The 15112-nt window shown below is 65.5% G+C and carries 14 protein-coding genes and 1 other RNA gene; 8 read left to right on the top strand and 7 right to left on the bottom strand.

Going from position 1 to position 15112, the window contains the following annotated elements; all coding sequences use genetic code 11:
* Positions 1 to 467 precede the first annotated feature (467 nt).
* From A7D17_RS00145 to A7D17_RS00130, 3 genes are all read left to right on the top strand, one after another.
* Entirely contained in the window at positions 468 to 1076 is a 609-nt protein-coding gene (locus A7D17_RS00145; RefSeq protein WP_064507235.1) for a nucleotidyltransferase family protein, read from the top strand.
* A 528-nt stretch (positions 1077 to 1604) separates the two neighbouring features.
* Positions 1605 to 1820, top strand: coding sequence for a hypothetical protein (locus A7D17_RS00135; RefSeq protein ID WP_029220776.1), 216 nt, complete (start codon positions 1605 to 1607; stop codon positions 1818 to 1820).
* 384 nt (positions 1821 to 2204) lie between these two features.
* Positions 2205 to 3455, top strand: coding sequence for a DUF819 family protein (locus A7D17_RS00130; RefSeq protein WP_064507234.1), 1251 nt, complete (start codon positions 2205 to 2207; stop codon positions 3453 to 3455).
* Positions 3456 to 3625: 170 nt separating this feature from the next.
* Here the strand turns inward: A7D17_RS00130 and A7D17_RS00125 are convergent, their stop codons facing one another.
* Together A7D17_RS00125 and A7D17_RS00120 are read right to left on the bottom strand one after the other, a co-directional pair.
* The gene (locus tag A7D17_RS00125) at positions 3626 to 4822 is read right to left on the bottom strand and encodes a Tle-like phospholipase domain-containing protein (RefSeq protein WP_064507233.1); all 1197 of its coding nucleotides are present in this window, start codon (positions 4820 to 4822) and stop codon (positions 3626 to 3628) included.
* A 36-nt stretch (positions 4823 to 4858) separates the two neighbouring features.
* Entirely contained in the window at positions 4859 to 5668 is an 810-nt protein-coding gene (locus tag A7D17_RS00120; protein ID WP_161946507.1) for an ankyrin repeat domain-containing protein, read from the bottom strand.
* A 192-nt stretch (positions 5669 to 5860) separates the two neighbouring features.
* Here A7D17_RS00120 and A7D17_RS00115 point away from each other — a divergent pair, with 192 nt between their 5' ends.
* A complete protein-coding gene (locus A7D17_RS00115) occupies positions 5861 to 6565 on the top strand; it encodes an HAD family hydrolase (RefSeq protein WP_064507232.1) in 705 nt (234 codons plus the stop codon).
* Positions 6566 to 6669: 104 nt separating this feature from the next.
* Positions 6670 to 6745: non-coding RNA, sX9 sRNA (locus A7D17_RS00110), on the top strand.
* 777 nt (positions 6746 to 7522) lie between these two features.
* Here the strand turns inward: A7D17_RS00110 and A7D17_RS00105 are convergent.
* Both A7D17_RS00105 and A7D17_RS00100 read right to left on the bottom strand, forming a co-directional pair.
* Positions 7523 to 7747, bottom strand: a complete 225-nt coding sequence (locus A7D17_RS00105) for a YbdD/YjiX family protein (RefSeq protein ID WP_064507231.1) — start codon at positions 7745 to 7747, stop codon at positions 7523 to 7525.
* Positions 7747 to 9819, bottom strand: a complete 2073-nt coding sequence (locus A7D17_RS00100) for a carbon starvation CstA family protein (protein WP_064507230.1) — start codon at positions 9817 to 9819, stop codon at positions 7747 to 7749. The genes A7D17_RS00105 and A7D17_RS00100 overlap by 1 nt, the downstream gene beginning before the upstream one ends.
* A 232-nt stretch (positions 9820 to 10051) precedes the next feature.
* Between A7D17_RS00100 and A7D17_RS00095 the strand changes: the two genes are divergently transcribed.
* Together A7D17_RS00095 and A7D17_RS00090 are read left to right on the top strand one after the other, a co-directional pair.
* The gene (locus tag A7D17_RS00095) at positions 10052 to 10906 is read left to right on the top strand and encodes a pirin family protein (RefSeq protein WP_064507229.1); all 855 of its coding nucleotides are present in this window, start codon (positions 10052 to 10054) and stop codon (positions 10904 to 10906) included.
* Positions 10907 to 11063: 157 nt separating this feature from the next.
* Positions 11064 to 11495: an OsmC family protein gene (locus A7D17_RS00090; RefSeq protein WP_064507449.1), complete on the top strand. Its 432-nt coding sequence runs from the start codon at positions 11064 to 11066 to the stop codon at positions 11493 to 11495.
* A gap of 278 nt (positions 11496 to 11773) precedes the next feature.
* Here the strand turns inward: A7D17_RS00090 and A7D17_RS00085 are convergent, their stop codons facing one another.
* The 3 genes from A7D17_RS00085 to nfi all read right to left on the bottom strand — a co-directional run bounded on the left by A7D17_RS00085 (position 11774) and on the right by nfi (position 14230).
* A complete protein-coding gene (locus A7D17_RS00085; RefSeq protein WP_064507228.1) occupies positions 11774 to 12238 on the bottom strand; it encodes a hypothetical protein in 465 nt (154 codons plus the stop codon).
* A 251-nt stretch (positions 12239 to 12489) separates the two neighbouring features.
* A complete protein-coding gene (locus A7D17_RS00080) occupies positions 12490 to 13380 on the bottom strand; it encodes a pirin family protein (protein WP_064507227.1) in 891 nt (296 codons plus the stop codon).
* Between the two features lie 142 nt (positions 13381 to 13522).
* Positions 13523 to 14230 carry a deoxyribonuclease V gene (gene nfi / locus A7D17_RS00075; protein ID WP_064507226.1) on the bottom strand — a complete coding sequence of 236 codons (708 nt, stop codon included), beginning with the start codon at positions 14228 to 14230 and terminating at the stop codon, positions 13523 to 13525.
* 103 nt (positions 14231 to 14333) lie between these two features.
* On the opposite strand from nfi, the gene gpmA reads away from it, so the two are divergent.
* Entirely contained in the window at positions 14334 to 15083 is a 750-nt protein-coding gene (gpmA, locus tag A7D17_RS00070; RefSeq protein ID WP_064507225.1) for a 2,3-diphosphoglycerate-dependent phosphoglycerate mutase, read from the top strand.
* Positions 15084 to 15112 lie beyond the last annotated feature (29 nt).

The following is a 15112-nucleotide window of genomic DNA, read 5'->3' as shown; positions in this document are numbered from 1 at the left end:
GCGGTGTTGCCGCCGCCAAGTGGATTGCCGTGAGTGCGCTGCGCCAATGGCATTGCGCTTGATCCAGTGCGGCGCGTGCATCTGCGCAACGCGCTTCTGATGTGTGCCAAGCCCGTGCGTGACAGCTGACAGGACCGGGCATCACGAACGCAGAGCGTTCCAGCGCTGCGCGCAATGTGCGTCATGCGCGTACTACGCGAGCACGCAATGCCGCGGTTGCCGTGTGCAGTCACCTCGCACGCACAGTCCGATCTCTACGCTGGGTTCGTCTCCACTTTGTAAGACGTCGCCATGTCTCCTGTCTTTGTTTCCAGTGACGACGTGCTCTGCGATCGATGCGTCATCGACTCGCATGCATCAGCCTGCCGCACGCGCCAACCGCGCCACCGCCCACGCTCTATGTCAGCCTCGGCCTTGCCACGACGCTGCAGGCAAGCGCTTAAATCCATGCAACGCGATCCTGGAGCATGAGCAACGATCATGCGGCGTTGCTATTGGCTGCCGGTGCCGGACGGCGGCTGGGACGTTCCAAGCAATTGCTGATGCGCGATGGCGAAACGTTGCTGCGACGTGCGGCACGTATCGCATTACAGACCGCGCCACGCCGGTGCGTCGTCGTGCTGGGGGCGGATGCGGACAGGCTTGCCGAGGTGCTGCACGGGCTTGAGGTGGAAGTGCTGACGCACGCGGACTGGTCCGATGGCATGGGGTCCAGCCTTGCGGCGTTGCGCCGGCATATCCAGGGCGACGCCGCTCTGCGCCGTAGCCTGATCCTGGGCTGCGACCAACCGGCATTGGACGCGCCGCATCTGCGGGCCCTGCTGGAGGAGGCCGATCGGGCCAGTTCCGGGTGTGCTACCAGCGGCTACGCCGGTGTGCGCGGCATCCCGGCCGTGGTCACGCATGCCGCCTGGGCAGACGTGGCGCTGACCGGCGACAACGGCTTGCGCGGCCTGTTCGCAGGCCTGGATGTAGAAACCCTGGGCTGCATCAGCGCGCCGGCGCTGGCGCTGGATGTGGACACCCCCAGCGACCTGGAGGCGGCACGCCAGCGCGGTTGGGTGGACCGCGAGTGAGACGCAACGTCGGGTATCGATCGGCGATACCCGGCAGCTTACGCCTCGATGTAGCCAAGCCCGATCAGGACCACAGCACCAGGGCTTCCCTGACCACCAGGACATAGCCCACCACCATCGCGGTCTTGACCGGAAACTGGAACTTTCTGAGCAGATGCATGCGAAACCCCTCCCCCGAGGCAGTGTCTATGAGCGCCGGTTCTCCTGACGCGCCGTCCACGCTCTCTATGACGGCGGTGTGTGACGATTTCTTCACTCCGTTTGTCGGAATGTAGCCTTTGATGTGAACTGTGTCACGTAAGAATTTTCCTACTCAGCCGCCAGTGTCCGCCCGACGGCATTGCCATTAGCAAATCTGCATGCTGGTTATGCCAAACGCGGAGCCCTCGGCCACTCTCCCGCGGCCCCTTGAGTAAGGGCAAGTTGGCTTGGCTGCCAGAGCTGGTTCCCAGATCCCCGGTGTGATGCGCTTCTCCCGCGCGGCATCGCACCATCGTTCGAGCGCGGCACCTACTGGCCGGAGGCCATATGGACGAATCTCGCTACGTCGTACGCATCCATCCCGAGCAGGGCGGCTGGTGGGTCACCCGCCCGCAATGGTCGCCGCTGCGTTACCTGCGCGAGCAAGGTGCCCTGGAAAATGCCGAGCTGATGGCCAAGCTGCACTGCCTGACCACCGGCCAGCCCAGCGGCGTGGTACTGGATACGGCCGACGGCGAGCGGGTGGTGCGTCGCTACGGCTGAGCGCCATTGCTGCTGACTTGCCTTGCTTGCAAGGGCGGTCCGGCATCGCCCTGGAGGGGGCGGAATGAGGTCTTGCGCACTGCGGTCGCACGACTGCAGACGCTTTTGCCGGGCGTGAAGTCGTCAGCCGCGACAGGCCGGGCACATGACCTTGCGCCATGCCAGCAGGCGAGTACGTCGCGTTGGGTCATTCGCAGGTGCCCGCTCGTGGTGCCTGCCAATGGCCCGAGGCCCGAACGACTATGTCAACCCGATCGCTGCCCGTGAACCAGGCGTGCGCGGTGTAGAGGGTTTGCGCCATCGCCATCGTCGGTTAGATTCGCTGTCATCGGCCGCCGTGGTTCGATCCGCATTGGCGGCCCTCCTGCCGGATCACCGCCTGTCGTGACTGCACCTGTGACTGCCTTGATCCAGAACGACATCGTGGTCTTCGGCCTGATCGCCGCCACCCTGGGCGCCGTGTTCTGGACGTCGTCGCGCGAGCAGGGGCCTTGGCGTCGGTTCTACGCCGTGGTGCCGGCCTTGCTGCTGTGCTACCTGCTGCCGGGCATCTACAACACCATCGGTCTGATCGACGGTGCCACCACCCGGCTGTACAACCCCATCGCCCGCGACGTATTGCTGCCGGCCGCGCTGATCCTGCTCACGTTGAGCATCGATCTTCGCGCGATCCTCGGCCTGGGGCCCAAGCTGGTGGCCATGTACCTCGGGGCGTCGCTGAGCATCATGCTGGGCGCCGTGGTGGCATTCTGGGTGATGCGCTGGCTGCATCCGGCCACCGTGGCGGGCGATACCTGGGCGGGCATGGCGGCGTTGGCGGGTAGCTGGATCGGCGGCGGCGCCAACATGCTGGCGATGCGCGAGGTCTTCAACGTGGACGCGACCACGTTCGGTCAGTTCGCGGTGGTCGATGTCGGGGTCGGTTATGTCTGGATGGCAGTGCTGATCTTCATGGCCGGGCGTGCCCGAACGATCGATGCGCGCAGCGGCGCCGACACGCGCGCGCTGGATGCGCTGCAGGAGCCCATGGCGCGCTTCCAGGCCGAGCATGCGCGGATTCCCAGCCTGACCGACCTGATGGTGATCGTGGCAGTGGCCTTTGGCGGTGTCGGCCTGGCGCATGCGCTGGCCACCCCGCTGGCCGCGTGGTGCAAGGCGCAGCTGAGCTGGGCCGCCCAGTTCAGTCTGGACACGCCGTTCGTCTGGGTGGTGGTGCTGGCCACCAGCCTGGGGCTGCTGCTGAGCTTCACCCGCGCACGCAATCTCGAAGGCGCCGGTGCCTCCAGGATCGGCGCGCTGATGCTGTATTTCCTGATCGCCTGCATCGGCATGCAGATGGATTTGCTGGCGCTGCTGGACCGCCCCTGGCTGTTCCTGCTTGGCTTGATCTGGATCGCAGTGCACATCGCCCTGCTGTGGGGCCTGGGTCGCTGGCTGCGGGTGCCGTTCTTCTATTTCGCCATCGGCTCCCAATCCAATATCGGCGGCCCGGCGTCCGCGCCGGTGGTTGCCGCTGCCTTCCACCCGGCGTTGGCGCCGGTGGGGGTGTTACTGGGCACGATGGGCTATGCCACCGGCACCTACCTGGCCTATCTGGTCGGCATCACCCTGCGGGCGATGGCAGGGGCCGGGTAGCTGGGGTGGGACACCCGCCGATGCGGTGGAGCTGTTCGACGGAACAGCGCCACCGCACCGGCTGGCTCCGCAACACACGCGCGGGCACCGCTGTCGAGTGCGAGATCACAGAAGTGGCGCCGGCAGTCGCGATCCTGCAAGACGTCTGCCTGCACGCTCGGCGATCCGGATTACTGCTGGATCCCCCTGCGCTGCTCTTCCTGCTGCTGCACAGGCGGCTGGGCCTGCTGTTGATTGTGCTGCTGCAGCTGGCTGACATTGCCATGTGCAGGCTCGTTGGCGGCAGCAGCAGTCTGCACATGGCTGCGCAGATGGGTGGGGTCGTCCATGCGTCCCTGGACCGCGATCAGGCTGTCGCCGTTGCGGTTGGGAACCAGGTGATCGATCCGCTGCAGGCCATCATTGCCCGCACGTGCCGCCACGCTGGCCGCCGTGTTGATAAATGCGGTGTCGTCGCGCAGCCCGAGCCTTTCGCGCTGGCCATCCAGCTGCACCACCGCATCGTTGAACAACTGGCTGCCAGGTTGCAGGGAGGCGCCACGGGTCTGCTCCGAGGCCTGCATGTCCTGGGCCTTGATCACCGAATCCATACCATGCAGGTCCAGGCGATGCTTGAGCATCATGCCGGGCACCAGGCGCTGTCCGAACGATAGCGGGTCCGGCTCCGGCAACTCGATCTGATGGCCGGCGGCGTTGGGCATCGTCCACTTCAGCGGGATGCTGTCTTCCTGCAGGTGGGTCAGGATTTCATTCTTGACGTGATAGCCGCGGATCAACTCGCTGCTGGCGTAGTCCTTGGCTGCCGATGCATCCAGACCCTGGCGTTCGAGCGTGCGATCGTTGACGCCGGCTGCGTTGTAGGTCACGGCCGGGATGTCATTGACCATGGCAGAGGCTGCGGCCAGGCCACCGCCCAACGAATGGCCGGAAATGACCACCTGATCGCCGAATGCCTGCCGTGCCTGGCTGCCGAGCTGGATTGCCGACGCGTACTGCGCGTCGTCGAACCCCAGGCCCTGGCCGATATTGTGTTTCCAGTCCTTGCCTTCGTCGGTGCCGCAGAAGCCAAGTACGACCTGACCCTGGTCATTGCGGTAGAACGCGGCATCGAAACCGCTCTTGGCGTCGTGCAGCAGTGCAGGATCGATGCCGGCCTGCTGCAGCGCGCTATCGTCCATGCGCGACCAGCCGTTGGCCAAGGGGGCAAAGGTCTCGGCGCCGCCCTCGCGACGCTGGTTCGCGGTGGCGTAGAGGTCCTGCAGCAATTCGGGAAACTGCCGATCCTGCGGTTGAGGGTGTTGTCCCCGCATCGATTCTGCAAACGGGGTGGATGCGGGAATGGAAGACGATGTATCTGGCGGGCTCATGCGCGGCTCCTTGCGTTCGTCGTACGAAAAGCGCGCTTAGCGGCTGCTTTCCACGGGAATGTTGTGCGCGCTCAACCACGCGCGCACATCCGATCTGACCTGCAGGCCAGCTGCATTGAGCAGGCGATCCGGCGTGGTGAAGAAATACGCCTGGAAGGTCTTCTGTTGCGCATTGCGCACGGTGGGGTCCGCGCCGGCTTGGAGCAGTTGAAGGACAACCGGGCTCGCGGCGCCGCTCTGTGCCGCCACATGCAACAGGCTGTTGCCGGTATGGTCGACGCGCTTCACATCGGCGCCGGCATCGAGCAGCAGGCCGATCTGTGCATCGCGTTTGCTTTGCACTGCGCGGAATATCGGTGTCCAGCCGGCACGCGCGCTGACCACATCGATCGGTGCCTTGTGCTGCAACAGGATTTTCAGGTACTGCGGGTCCTGCGCCATTGCGGCCATGTGCACGACCGTTTCCTGGTCCATGCCGGGTAGCGACGGATCTGCGCCCGCATCGAGTAGCGCGTCCAGTGCAGTGGGTTGTTCGTTCCAGATCGCCCATTCCAGCAGGGTCACGTTCTGATCGCCGTGTGCGGCAAGATCGACGGTGGGGGCGAGTGTCTTGATCCGTGCGACATCGCCGTGTGCGATGGCGCCGGCAATTTCGGTCAGGCCTGGGTCGCGAAAGGCGACAGTGTGGTCCTGCAGCGTAGCTGACATGGTGGTTTGCTCCTTGGCACCGGCTGAAGCGGTACATGAGACCGCGAAAAACGAGGTCGCAAGAACGAGCAGGGTGGGGAATCGCGTCTGCATCGAAATCTCCTTGTCCTGATCGCATTCCTGGTGACGCTGCGGCAAGTCCCGCCACAGCGCGGCCGATCCTACCAGCTGTAAAAATCGGGCGCGGTAAGATTTCGTAACCTGCGTCTGCAGCAGCGTCGGCGTACGGCCCGGCCTGCTTGCGCGGCTGTGCAGCCCCGGGGTCGTCCGATGCGGTCAGCGTCACGCAGGCGCCGCGGCACAGCCAATGGTCACAAGGCGGCCGGCATAATGGCGCTTTGCAAGCAGATGGGTGCAATGGGCTACGAGCTACTGATCAGTGACTGCGATGGTGTTCTTGTCGACAGCGAGATATTGGCCGATCGGGTGATGCGTGAGGCGCTCGCGTCTTTTGTGCCGAGCGAGCCGCTGGAACAGCTGCTGGAAACCACGTTCGGGCAGACCACGCGCGAGGTGTTGCGGCGTGTGGAAGAACACTTTGCGCTGCAGCTGCCAGACACCTTGCTGGCGCAGATCCAGGCACGAAGCGAGTCCCTGATCGCCGCCGAAGTACAGCCCATCCCAGGCATGCGCGAGGCGCTGGAGCAGATTCCGTTGCCGTTGGCGGTGGCCTCCAACAGCCGGCGTCACAACGTGATCGCCTCGGTGGAGCGCGCCGGGCTGACTGCGCGTGCGGCCGGGCGCATCTTCAGCGCCGATATGGTGGAGCGGCCCAAGCCGGCACCGGATGTGTACCTGCTGGCCGCGCGCACGGCCGGTGTCGCCCCGGAGCGTTGCCTGGTGATCGAAGACAGCCCAACCGGTGCCACCGCCGCGCTGGCGGCAGGCATGCAGGTGTTGGGGTTTACCGGTGCCAGGCATATTCCACAGGGGCACGGCGAGACCTTGCGTCGGATCGGCGTGCTGGAGGTATTCGACGATATGCGCGATTTGCCCGCATTGTTCGAGCGGCTCGCGCAAAAGCGCGCTGGGTGAGGATGTCGCGTCGTCGCATCGTTTGGCTGCAGTCGAATGCTCAGAGCAACTGATAAAACGGCTGTGCAGCCGCCAGGCGGGCGCGACCGGTGTTCGGAATCGGCACGAACCACCCGTACACTCCGGCTCCTCCGCGCCGTCCACCCCCACCTGACGACTGCTCGCTACGTTTTATTGGCCGCTCTTGGATCAAAGCCTAGTTGGTCGAGCGTGCGATGCCCTCACCGCTTGCGGGACACGCCGTAAACCCGTCCCTGGGGGCTCGGTGGCGGCATCCATGCCGCCACACGGTCCCGCAATCGGTGAGGACATCGCACCAGAGAGTTGGTCGGTCGCTAGGTAAAAAGCGGGCCATCTCGCTAGTTGCATTGGCTTGCTGCTGCGGGATCGCAACGACATGAGCGTTAGCGAATTAGAAGCATCGCATGCATTGATTGCATCTTGCACACCGACCATCTCGACGGGTCCTTGCCCGTTCACCGTCGCGGGACCTTACGCGGCATGGATGCCGCGTAAGAGCTTACAAGGACGTACTTGCAGCGTGTCCCGCGATGGTGGGCGGGCAAGGGCCTTGCAGCCAAGTAGCAGATCAGCCGCTCTAGCTTGCAGCGTGTCCTGCGATGGTGGGCGGGCAAGGGCCTTGCAGCAAAGCAGCAGATCAGCCGCGCTACCTGCGGCGTGTGCCGCGATGGTGAGCGGGCAAGAGCCTTGCAACCAAGCCTCAGATCAGCCGCTCTAGCTTGCAGCGTGTCCCGCGACGGTGAGCGGGCAAGGGCCTTGCAGCCAAGCCGCAGATCAGCCGCTCTGCCTTGCGGTGCGTCCGGCGACGGTGGCAGGCAAGCACCCTGCGGTTAACTCACGCTAGCAACGCAACAGGGCGCGATTCGCATCGCGCCCTGTTGCGGTTCCACTAGATGATCAGTCACTCGCTGATCAGGCACTCAGCCGATCAGCCGATCAGCAGCAACGAAACCCGCTCTTGCCGCCGTAGCGTGCATCCTGCCGCTCGCGGAAAAACGCGGGGTAATCCATCACCGGTTTTTCGGGGTGTTTTTCCAGCATGTGGCGCACGTAGTTGTCGTAGTCGGGAATGCCGCAACACAGGCGTGCGGTCTGGATGAGCCGCCGCCAGATGCGGCGATGCACCTGATATTGGCTGGCCAGAACGAGTTGGGTGCCCATTACAGGTCCGCCATCTGATGTGGCTGCAAGGCCACGTACGGGGTTTCGCGGTCGCTGCGCTGCGGGTTGCGGCGCGCAATCACGATCGTCTTGACCGCATAGATCAGGATCGAGCCCACCACGAACAGGAATAGCATCGTCAGCCCGGTGTTGACGTAGGCATTGGTGACGATCTGCTGCATCTGCGGCACCGTTTTGGCCGGTGCGGTGATGGTGTTGCTGGCGATGGCGGCCTGGAACTTGTGCGCCTGCGCCAGGAAACCCTGCGCCGGGTTGCTGTCGAAGATCTTGATCAGCCCGGCATAGGTCGTGCACAGCAATAGCCACAGTGCCGGCACGATGGTCACCCACGCATAGCGGTCGCGCTTCATCTTGAACAGCACCACGGTGCCCAGCATCAACGCGATCCCCGCGAGCATCTGGTTGGAGATGCCGAACAACGGCCACAGCGTCTGGATGCCGCCGAACGGATCGATCACGCCGGTGTAGAGCAGGTAGCCCCACAGCGCCACGCAGCCGGCGGTGGCGATGATGTTGGCGGCCCAGGATTCGGTCTTCTTCAACGCCGGGATGAAGTTGCCCAGCAGGTCCTGCAGCATGAAGCGGCCCGCACGCGTACCGGCATCCACCGCAGTCAGGATGAACAACGCTTCAAACAGGATGGCGAAGTGGTACCAGAACGCCATCGTGTCTTCGCCCGGCAGCAGCTGGTGCAGGATCTGTGCGATACCCACCGCCAGCGTGGGCGCACCGCCGGCGCGGGCCAGGATGCTGTGTTCGCCGATATCGCGTGCGGTGGCCTCGAGCACCTGCGGGGTGATCGAAAAGCCCCACTCGCTGATCTTGGCGGCCACCGCCACGGTGTCGGTGCCGACCAGCGAAGCGGGGCTGTTCATGGCGAAATAGATGCCAGGCTCGATGATGGAGGCCGCCACCAGCGCCATGATTGCCACGAACGATTCCATCAGCATGCCGCCGTAGCCGATGTAGCGCATGTGGCCTTCGTTGGCGAGCAGCTTGGGCGTGGTGCCCGAGGCGATCAACGCATGGAAACCAGAGACTGCGCCACAAGCAATCGTGATGAACAGGAATGGGAAGATGCCGCCCTTCCACACCGGGCCATCGCCGGTGGAGGCGAACTGGGTCAGCGCCGGCATCTTGAGATCGGGCATCACCACCAGGATGCCGATCGCCAGCGCCAGGATGGTGCCGATCTTGAGGAAGGTGGACAGGTAATCGCGCGGTGCCAGCAGCAGCCACACCGGCAGCACCGACGCGACGAAGCCGTAGCCGATCAGCATCCAGGTGATCTGCTTGGCGGTAAAGGTGAAGGCCGGGCCCCAGGTCGGGTCGGCAGCGACCTTGCCGCCCAGCCAGATCGCAGCCAGCAGCAGGATCAGCCCCACCACCGAAATCTCGCCGATCTTGCCGACGCGGATGTAGCGCATGTACACGCCCATCATCAGCGCGATGGGCATGGTGGCGATCACCGTGAACATGCCCCACGGGCTCTCGGCCAATGCCTTGACCACCACCATCGCCAGCACCGCCAGGATGATGATCATGATCAGGAAGGCGCCGAACAGCGCGATGGTGCCGGGCACCTGGCCCATTTCCTCGCGCACCAGATCGCCCAGCGAGCGGCCGTTGCGGCGGGAGGACAGGAACAACACCACGAAGTCCTGCACCGCGCCGGCAAACACCACGCCCACCACCAGCCACAGCAGCCCGGGCAGGTAGCCCATCTGCGCGGCGAGCACCGGGCCGACCAACGGCCCGGCACCGGCGATGGCGGCGAAGTGGTGGCCGAACAGCACATGCTTGTTGGTGGGGACGTAGTCCAGGCCGTCATTGTTGGCCACCGCCGGCGTGGCGCGGGTGGGATCCAGCTGCATTACCTTGTCGGCGATGAACAGGCTGTAGAACCGGTAGGCGATCAGGTAGATCGAGACCGCGGCGACGACGATCCATAGTGCATTGATGTGTTCGCCACGCCGTAGTGCCACGGTGCCCAGGCAGAACGCGGCCAGCAGCGCCAGCGCGCCCCAGGCCAGCTTCGAGAACCCTTTCATGCATGCCCCTCGGAAACGATTCGCCCAAGGGTCCACCCGCGCTCGCCTGCGGTCAATGGCAGCCTCGGACAGCAGGGTAAAACTTTGGTCGTAGGGTGTTTGGGTGCAAGGTACGCTAGCGGCATCGAGGCCAGGCCGGCGTTTGGAACGATCGGTTGCAACCGTCGCGGTTGGGCGCGTCGCCACGCGCACCCATGATGTCGGCATCCATACACTGCACAGGGACACTGCAATGAGCACCATCACCACCCCGGCGCATGTGCTGCGCACCATCCGCGGCATGCCGACCTCCGACGGCGCCGGCGTCAAGCTGACCCGCGTCATCGGTACCCAGCAGCTGCCGGACCTGGACCCGTTTCTGATGCTCGACGAATTCGGCACCGAACAGGCCGAGGACTACATCGGCGGTTTTCCAAGCCATCCGCATCGCGGCTTCGAGACGGTGACCTACATGCTCGACGGGCGCATGCGCCACAAGGACAACCACGGCAACGAAGGCCTGCTGACACCGGGCAGCGTGCAGTGGATGACCGCCGGGCGCGGGCTGATCCATTCGGAAATGCCCGAGCAGGAATCCGGACGCATGCGCGGCTTTCAGCTGTGGGTGAACCTTCCTGCGCGCGACAAGATGACCGAGCCCAAGTACCAGGAATACGCGCCCGACCACATCCCGGTGGCGCATCCGGCGCCCGGAGTGACGGTCAAGGTGATTGCCGGCACGGTGGACGAGGTGGTCGGCCCGATCGTGCAACCTGCGACCAGCCCGGTGTATCTGGATATCGCCCTGGCACCGGATGCGGTGTGGACTTACCTGCTGCCCGACGGGCACAACGCGTTTGCGTATGCGTTTGAAGGCGAGGTCGAAGTGGGCGAAAGCGATGCTGCGCGCACGCTGCCGGCGCAGGAACTGGCGGTGCTGGGGGGCGGCGAGCGGCTAACGCTGCGTGCAGGCACACAGGGAGCACAGCTGATCCTGGTGGCGGGCCGCCCGCTCAACGAGCCGGTGATGCGGCATGGCCCGTTCGTGATGAACACCAAGCAGGAATTGATGCAGGCGTTCGTCGATTTTCAGGAAGGGCGCTTCTGAAGCATCGGATTTGTGAAGCTGCACCGTCGTGCGTGCATCGGCAGGCGCGATCAGCAGCACGCGCAATGCAGATCGCGCACAGCCGCTGCGGGGGGGCAGTTCGACGGCCACCCGCAGCGGCAGCTGTCGTCATCCACCCTTGCAACAGGAGAGCGTCATGAGTGACCGTCCCGTCAGTGTCAGCACCGGCAGCGTGCCATATACCGTCACCATCCACGATGGGCAGCACCGCTGGCTTGGCGATGCACAGCCTGCCAATGGCGGCGCCGATGCCGGGCCGGATCCGGAATCGCAGGTGTTGGGTGCCCTGGGCGCCTGTACGGCGATCACGGTGTCGATGGTGGCGGCGCGCAAGCAATGGCCACTGACAGGCGTGCACGTGCATCTGCACTACACCCAGCGCGGTGCAGGCGGGACGGAGATCAGCCGCGAGATCGTGCTGGACGGCGCGCTGGATGACGGTCAGCGCGCACGCCTGATGGAAGTGGCCGACAAGTGTCCGATCCATCGGCTGTTGACCGGCGAGGTGCGCATTGCGACCTGCCCACAGATCGAGGTTGCTGCCACCCCCGGTGCTGTCGCGCCGTAGGCGTTGAGGCGCGGCCTCGCGTGCGCATGCAGCTGCGAAGCAGCCTGGTCTTGCGTCTTGCGTCTTGCGTCTTGCGTCCAGCGAAGGCGCGGCCGAACGCGCCATTGGAGATGCAGCCCAACACGCCATTGGAGATCGGGAACGACACCGCCGTAGTTGCGACCCCCGGCGCCCAGCCCGCGCACAGAGCCCCTCCGCGGGTGCAACCGCGCCGGGCCACGCAGCTGCACTAGCGCGGCGCTGCCTACAGGCCAGGGCAGCGCCGTGCCTTCAAGGCATCAGCGCTGCAACGCCAGGCTGGCCGGTTGCAGGTCCATCGCCTGCACCAGCGATTGCATCGAGGTGAGTTCCTCGCTGCTGGCGCCATCGATCCACAGCTGTGCGTAGCGCTTCTTGCCCAGTTCGACCACGGTGACGCGGCGCGATTCCATGCCCGGTATTTCGCGGCCACCCAGGTCGAGCTTGTACCAGTAGAAATCTTCCTGCTGGATCTGGCCCTTTTCGGCGCGGCGATCGCGTGCCAGCACCATGGCGGGGTCGCGGGTGGTCAGCATCACCCCGACCACCTGGCGGCCCTCGGCGTTGACCGCCTTGCAGACCAGATAATCGGCACCGGCCAGTTCGTTCCACTGCAGTCCCGAGGCGGGTGGCAGCGGCGGGCAGACCGGCGCGGTTTGGGCGTGGGTGGTGGTGGTGGCGGCCAGCAGCAGACTCAGGCCGACAAGGCAGAATGCAGACTTCATCGAAGGTTCCCCGGCATTGGATGACGATGCGGGACGACGCCAACTCCGTGCCGCTGCAGCGCCTCAAGCTCCCCGCTTCAAGGCTGCCGCCCACATGGCGCGCGCTCCGCTCACACCTGCATCACTACCACAGCTGTGCGAGCAAGCTCAAGCCCTGTCGCAACTGGGCGCGGCACGCCTTGTGCAGTGCGGCACCCGCGTAGCGAGACCTGGTCACCGATCCCGCAGGCCTGCACATTTCGCGCATGGTTTCAGGGGTAATTAACCGGCCTGGGGGCCGGCGTTTCCGGCAGTGGGATGAATTCCTGGTGGTCGCCGGGAATGCTGCCGAAGCGCCCGGCCTGCCAATCCTCCTTGGCCTGTTCGATGCGCTCCTTGGAGCTGGACACGAAGTTCCACCACAGGTGACGCGGGCCATCGAGCGGCTCGCCGCCGAGCAGCAGTGCCTTCAGCGGGGTCTTGGCACGCAGCCGGCCGCGGGCACCGGCGGCCGGCACGATCAGGTGGCGGGCGGGCACGTCGGCGCCGTCCAGCTGTGCCTCGCCTTCGAGGATGTACAGGGCGCGCTCGGCATGCCCGGTGTCCAGGTCGACCTCCGCCTCCGGCGCCAGGTCCAGCGCAACATTGAGGGTGCCGCTGAACACCTGCACCGGGGATTCTTCGCCATAGGCGCGGCCGGCGATCACGCGCAGCCACACGCCATCGCGGTGCTGCTGCGGCAGGCTGGCTGCGGGGTGATGGTGGAAGGCCGGCGCGGTTTCCTCGGCCGAGCGTGGCAGCGCGATCCAGGTCTGCATGCCGTGCAATGCATGTTCGCGCGCGCGCTCGGGGCCGGGCGTGCGCTCGGAATGGGCGATGCCGCGCCCGGCGGTCATCCAGTTGACGTCGCCGGGGCGGATTACCTGATCCGAGCCCAGCGTATCGCGGTGGCCGATCTCGCCCGCCCATAGGAAGGTCACCGTGGCCAGGCCGATGTGCGGATGCGGGCGCACATCGATGCCGTGCTCCGGCTCCAGCACGGCCGGGCCCATATGGTCGACGAATACGAACGGGCCCACGCTGCGCGCCTGCAGGGTGGGCACCGCGCGTCGGACTTGCAACCCGCCGATGTCGTGCACGCGTGGGGCGATCAGGGTGGTCATGGCGCTGGCTCGTGACGGAAGGTGAGCCAAAGCTTCGCACGCGACTTGCGCGCGGCGTACGGCGTTGGTCAAGACGGAATGTTCTGACTGCCACGGTCGCGTACGGCGCTGCTCACTACGCCGGCGGTGCGCAGGACGCGTGCTACAGCAGGCTCGCCTGCGCAGGCAGCGCAATCTCGCCGCGGCGCGAAGCCAGGCGATCTGCAAGACGCGTCGGTTCCGGCAGGCGATACGCCCGCAGGGTGCGCAAGGTCCAGTCGAGTGCGCCTTGCATGGAGACGCGGTGACCGGGCGAGACGATCAACGGATTGCAGCGCGGCTTGCTGCGCAGCGCCCAACCGATCTGTGTGCCGCCCAGCAGGATCGGGCTGTGGTCGCCGCGGTCGGCACCCGGCTCAACGAAGGTGCCTGCCAGCCGTTGCTTGGCCACGCCGATGCTCGGCAGGCCGGTCACCACGCCGAGGTGCGCGGCGATGCCGAGCCCACGCGGATGGGCGATGCCCTGGCCGTCCACGAACACCAGGTCCGGCGTGCGCGACAATAGCGCCAGTGCCTGCAGCAAGGCCGGCAATTCGCGAAAGCTGAGCAGCCCGGGCACATACGCCATCGAGGTCGCCACGCGTGCCACCTGCATTTCCAGCGGCAGCAAGGTCTGCGCATCCAGCAGCACGGCTGCCGCGCGTGTGGTCTGGCCGTCGTCCTCGAAACCGACATCGAATCCTGCCAGCAACTGCGGCGTTGCGGCGACTGCGTCCTGCAGCACGACCTGCCGTGCCAGTTGCCGCTGCAACTGTAGCGCCTGGGTGACACTGCCGTCCCAACCGGCGAATACGGGAGCGATGTCGGGCATGGCCGCAGCATCGCGTGCAGCGCGTAGGCAGCTCGTGCACGCCAGCGATGCGCTGGCTGCCGCTACAATCGCAGGCTGATCGGCCCCCAATCGGAGAACCGTAGTGACCCGCAAACTCGTACTGCTGCGCCATGGCCAGAGCCAATGGAATCTGGACAACCGTTTCACCGGCTGGGTGGATGTGGACCTCACCGAGCAGGGCCGCCAGGAAGCTGCGGCGGCCGGCAAGCTGATGAAGGACGAAGGGCTGCAGTTCGATGTTGCCCACACCTCGGTGCTCAAGCGCGCCATCCACACGCTGCAGGGCGCTTTGAAGGAACTCGACCAGGACTGGCTGCCGGTGTCCAAGAGCTGGCGTCTCAACGAGCGCCATTACGGCGGGCTGCAGGGCCTGGACAAGGCCGAGACCGCGGCCAAGCACGGCGAGGAGCAGGTCAAGATCTGGCGCCGCTCCTACGACATTCCGCCGCCGGCGATGGACGTCAACGACCCGGGTCACCCGTGTCACGATCGCCGCTACGCCACCCTGGACCGTAATGCGTTACCGGGCACCGAGTCGCTGGCCACCACGCTGGTGCGCGTGCTGCCGTACTGGCACGACGCCATCGCGCCGCAGTTGAAGGCCGGCCAGACCGTGCTGGTGACCGCGCACGGCAATTCGTTGCGCGCGCTGTACAAGTACCTCAATGACGTTTCCAACGAGCAGATCCTGGAGCTCAATATCCCCACCGGCATTCCGTTGTTGTTCGAGCTGGACGACAACCTGCAGGTGCGCAGCTACCGCTATCTGGGCGACCCGGAAGCGGCCAAGCGTGCGGCCGAGGCAGTGGCCAACCAGGGTAAGGCCAAGTAAGCGACGCTGCGTGGTTCAAGCGCTGCGTG

The organism is Xanthomonas floridensis (assembly GCF_001642575.1).
GTDB classification, from domain to species: domain Bacteria; phylum Pseudomonadota; class Gammaproteobacteria; order Xanthomonadales; family Xanthomonadaceae; genus Xanthomonas; species Xanthomonas floridensis.
The sequence above is the reverse complement of the archived record's forward strand: the minus strand, read 5'-3'. Positions and strand labels throughout refer to the sequence as shown.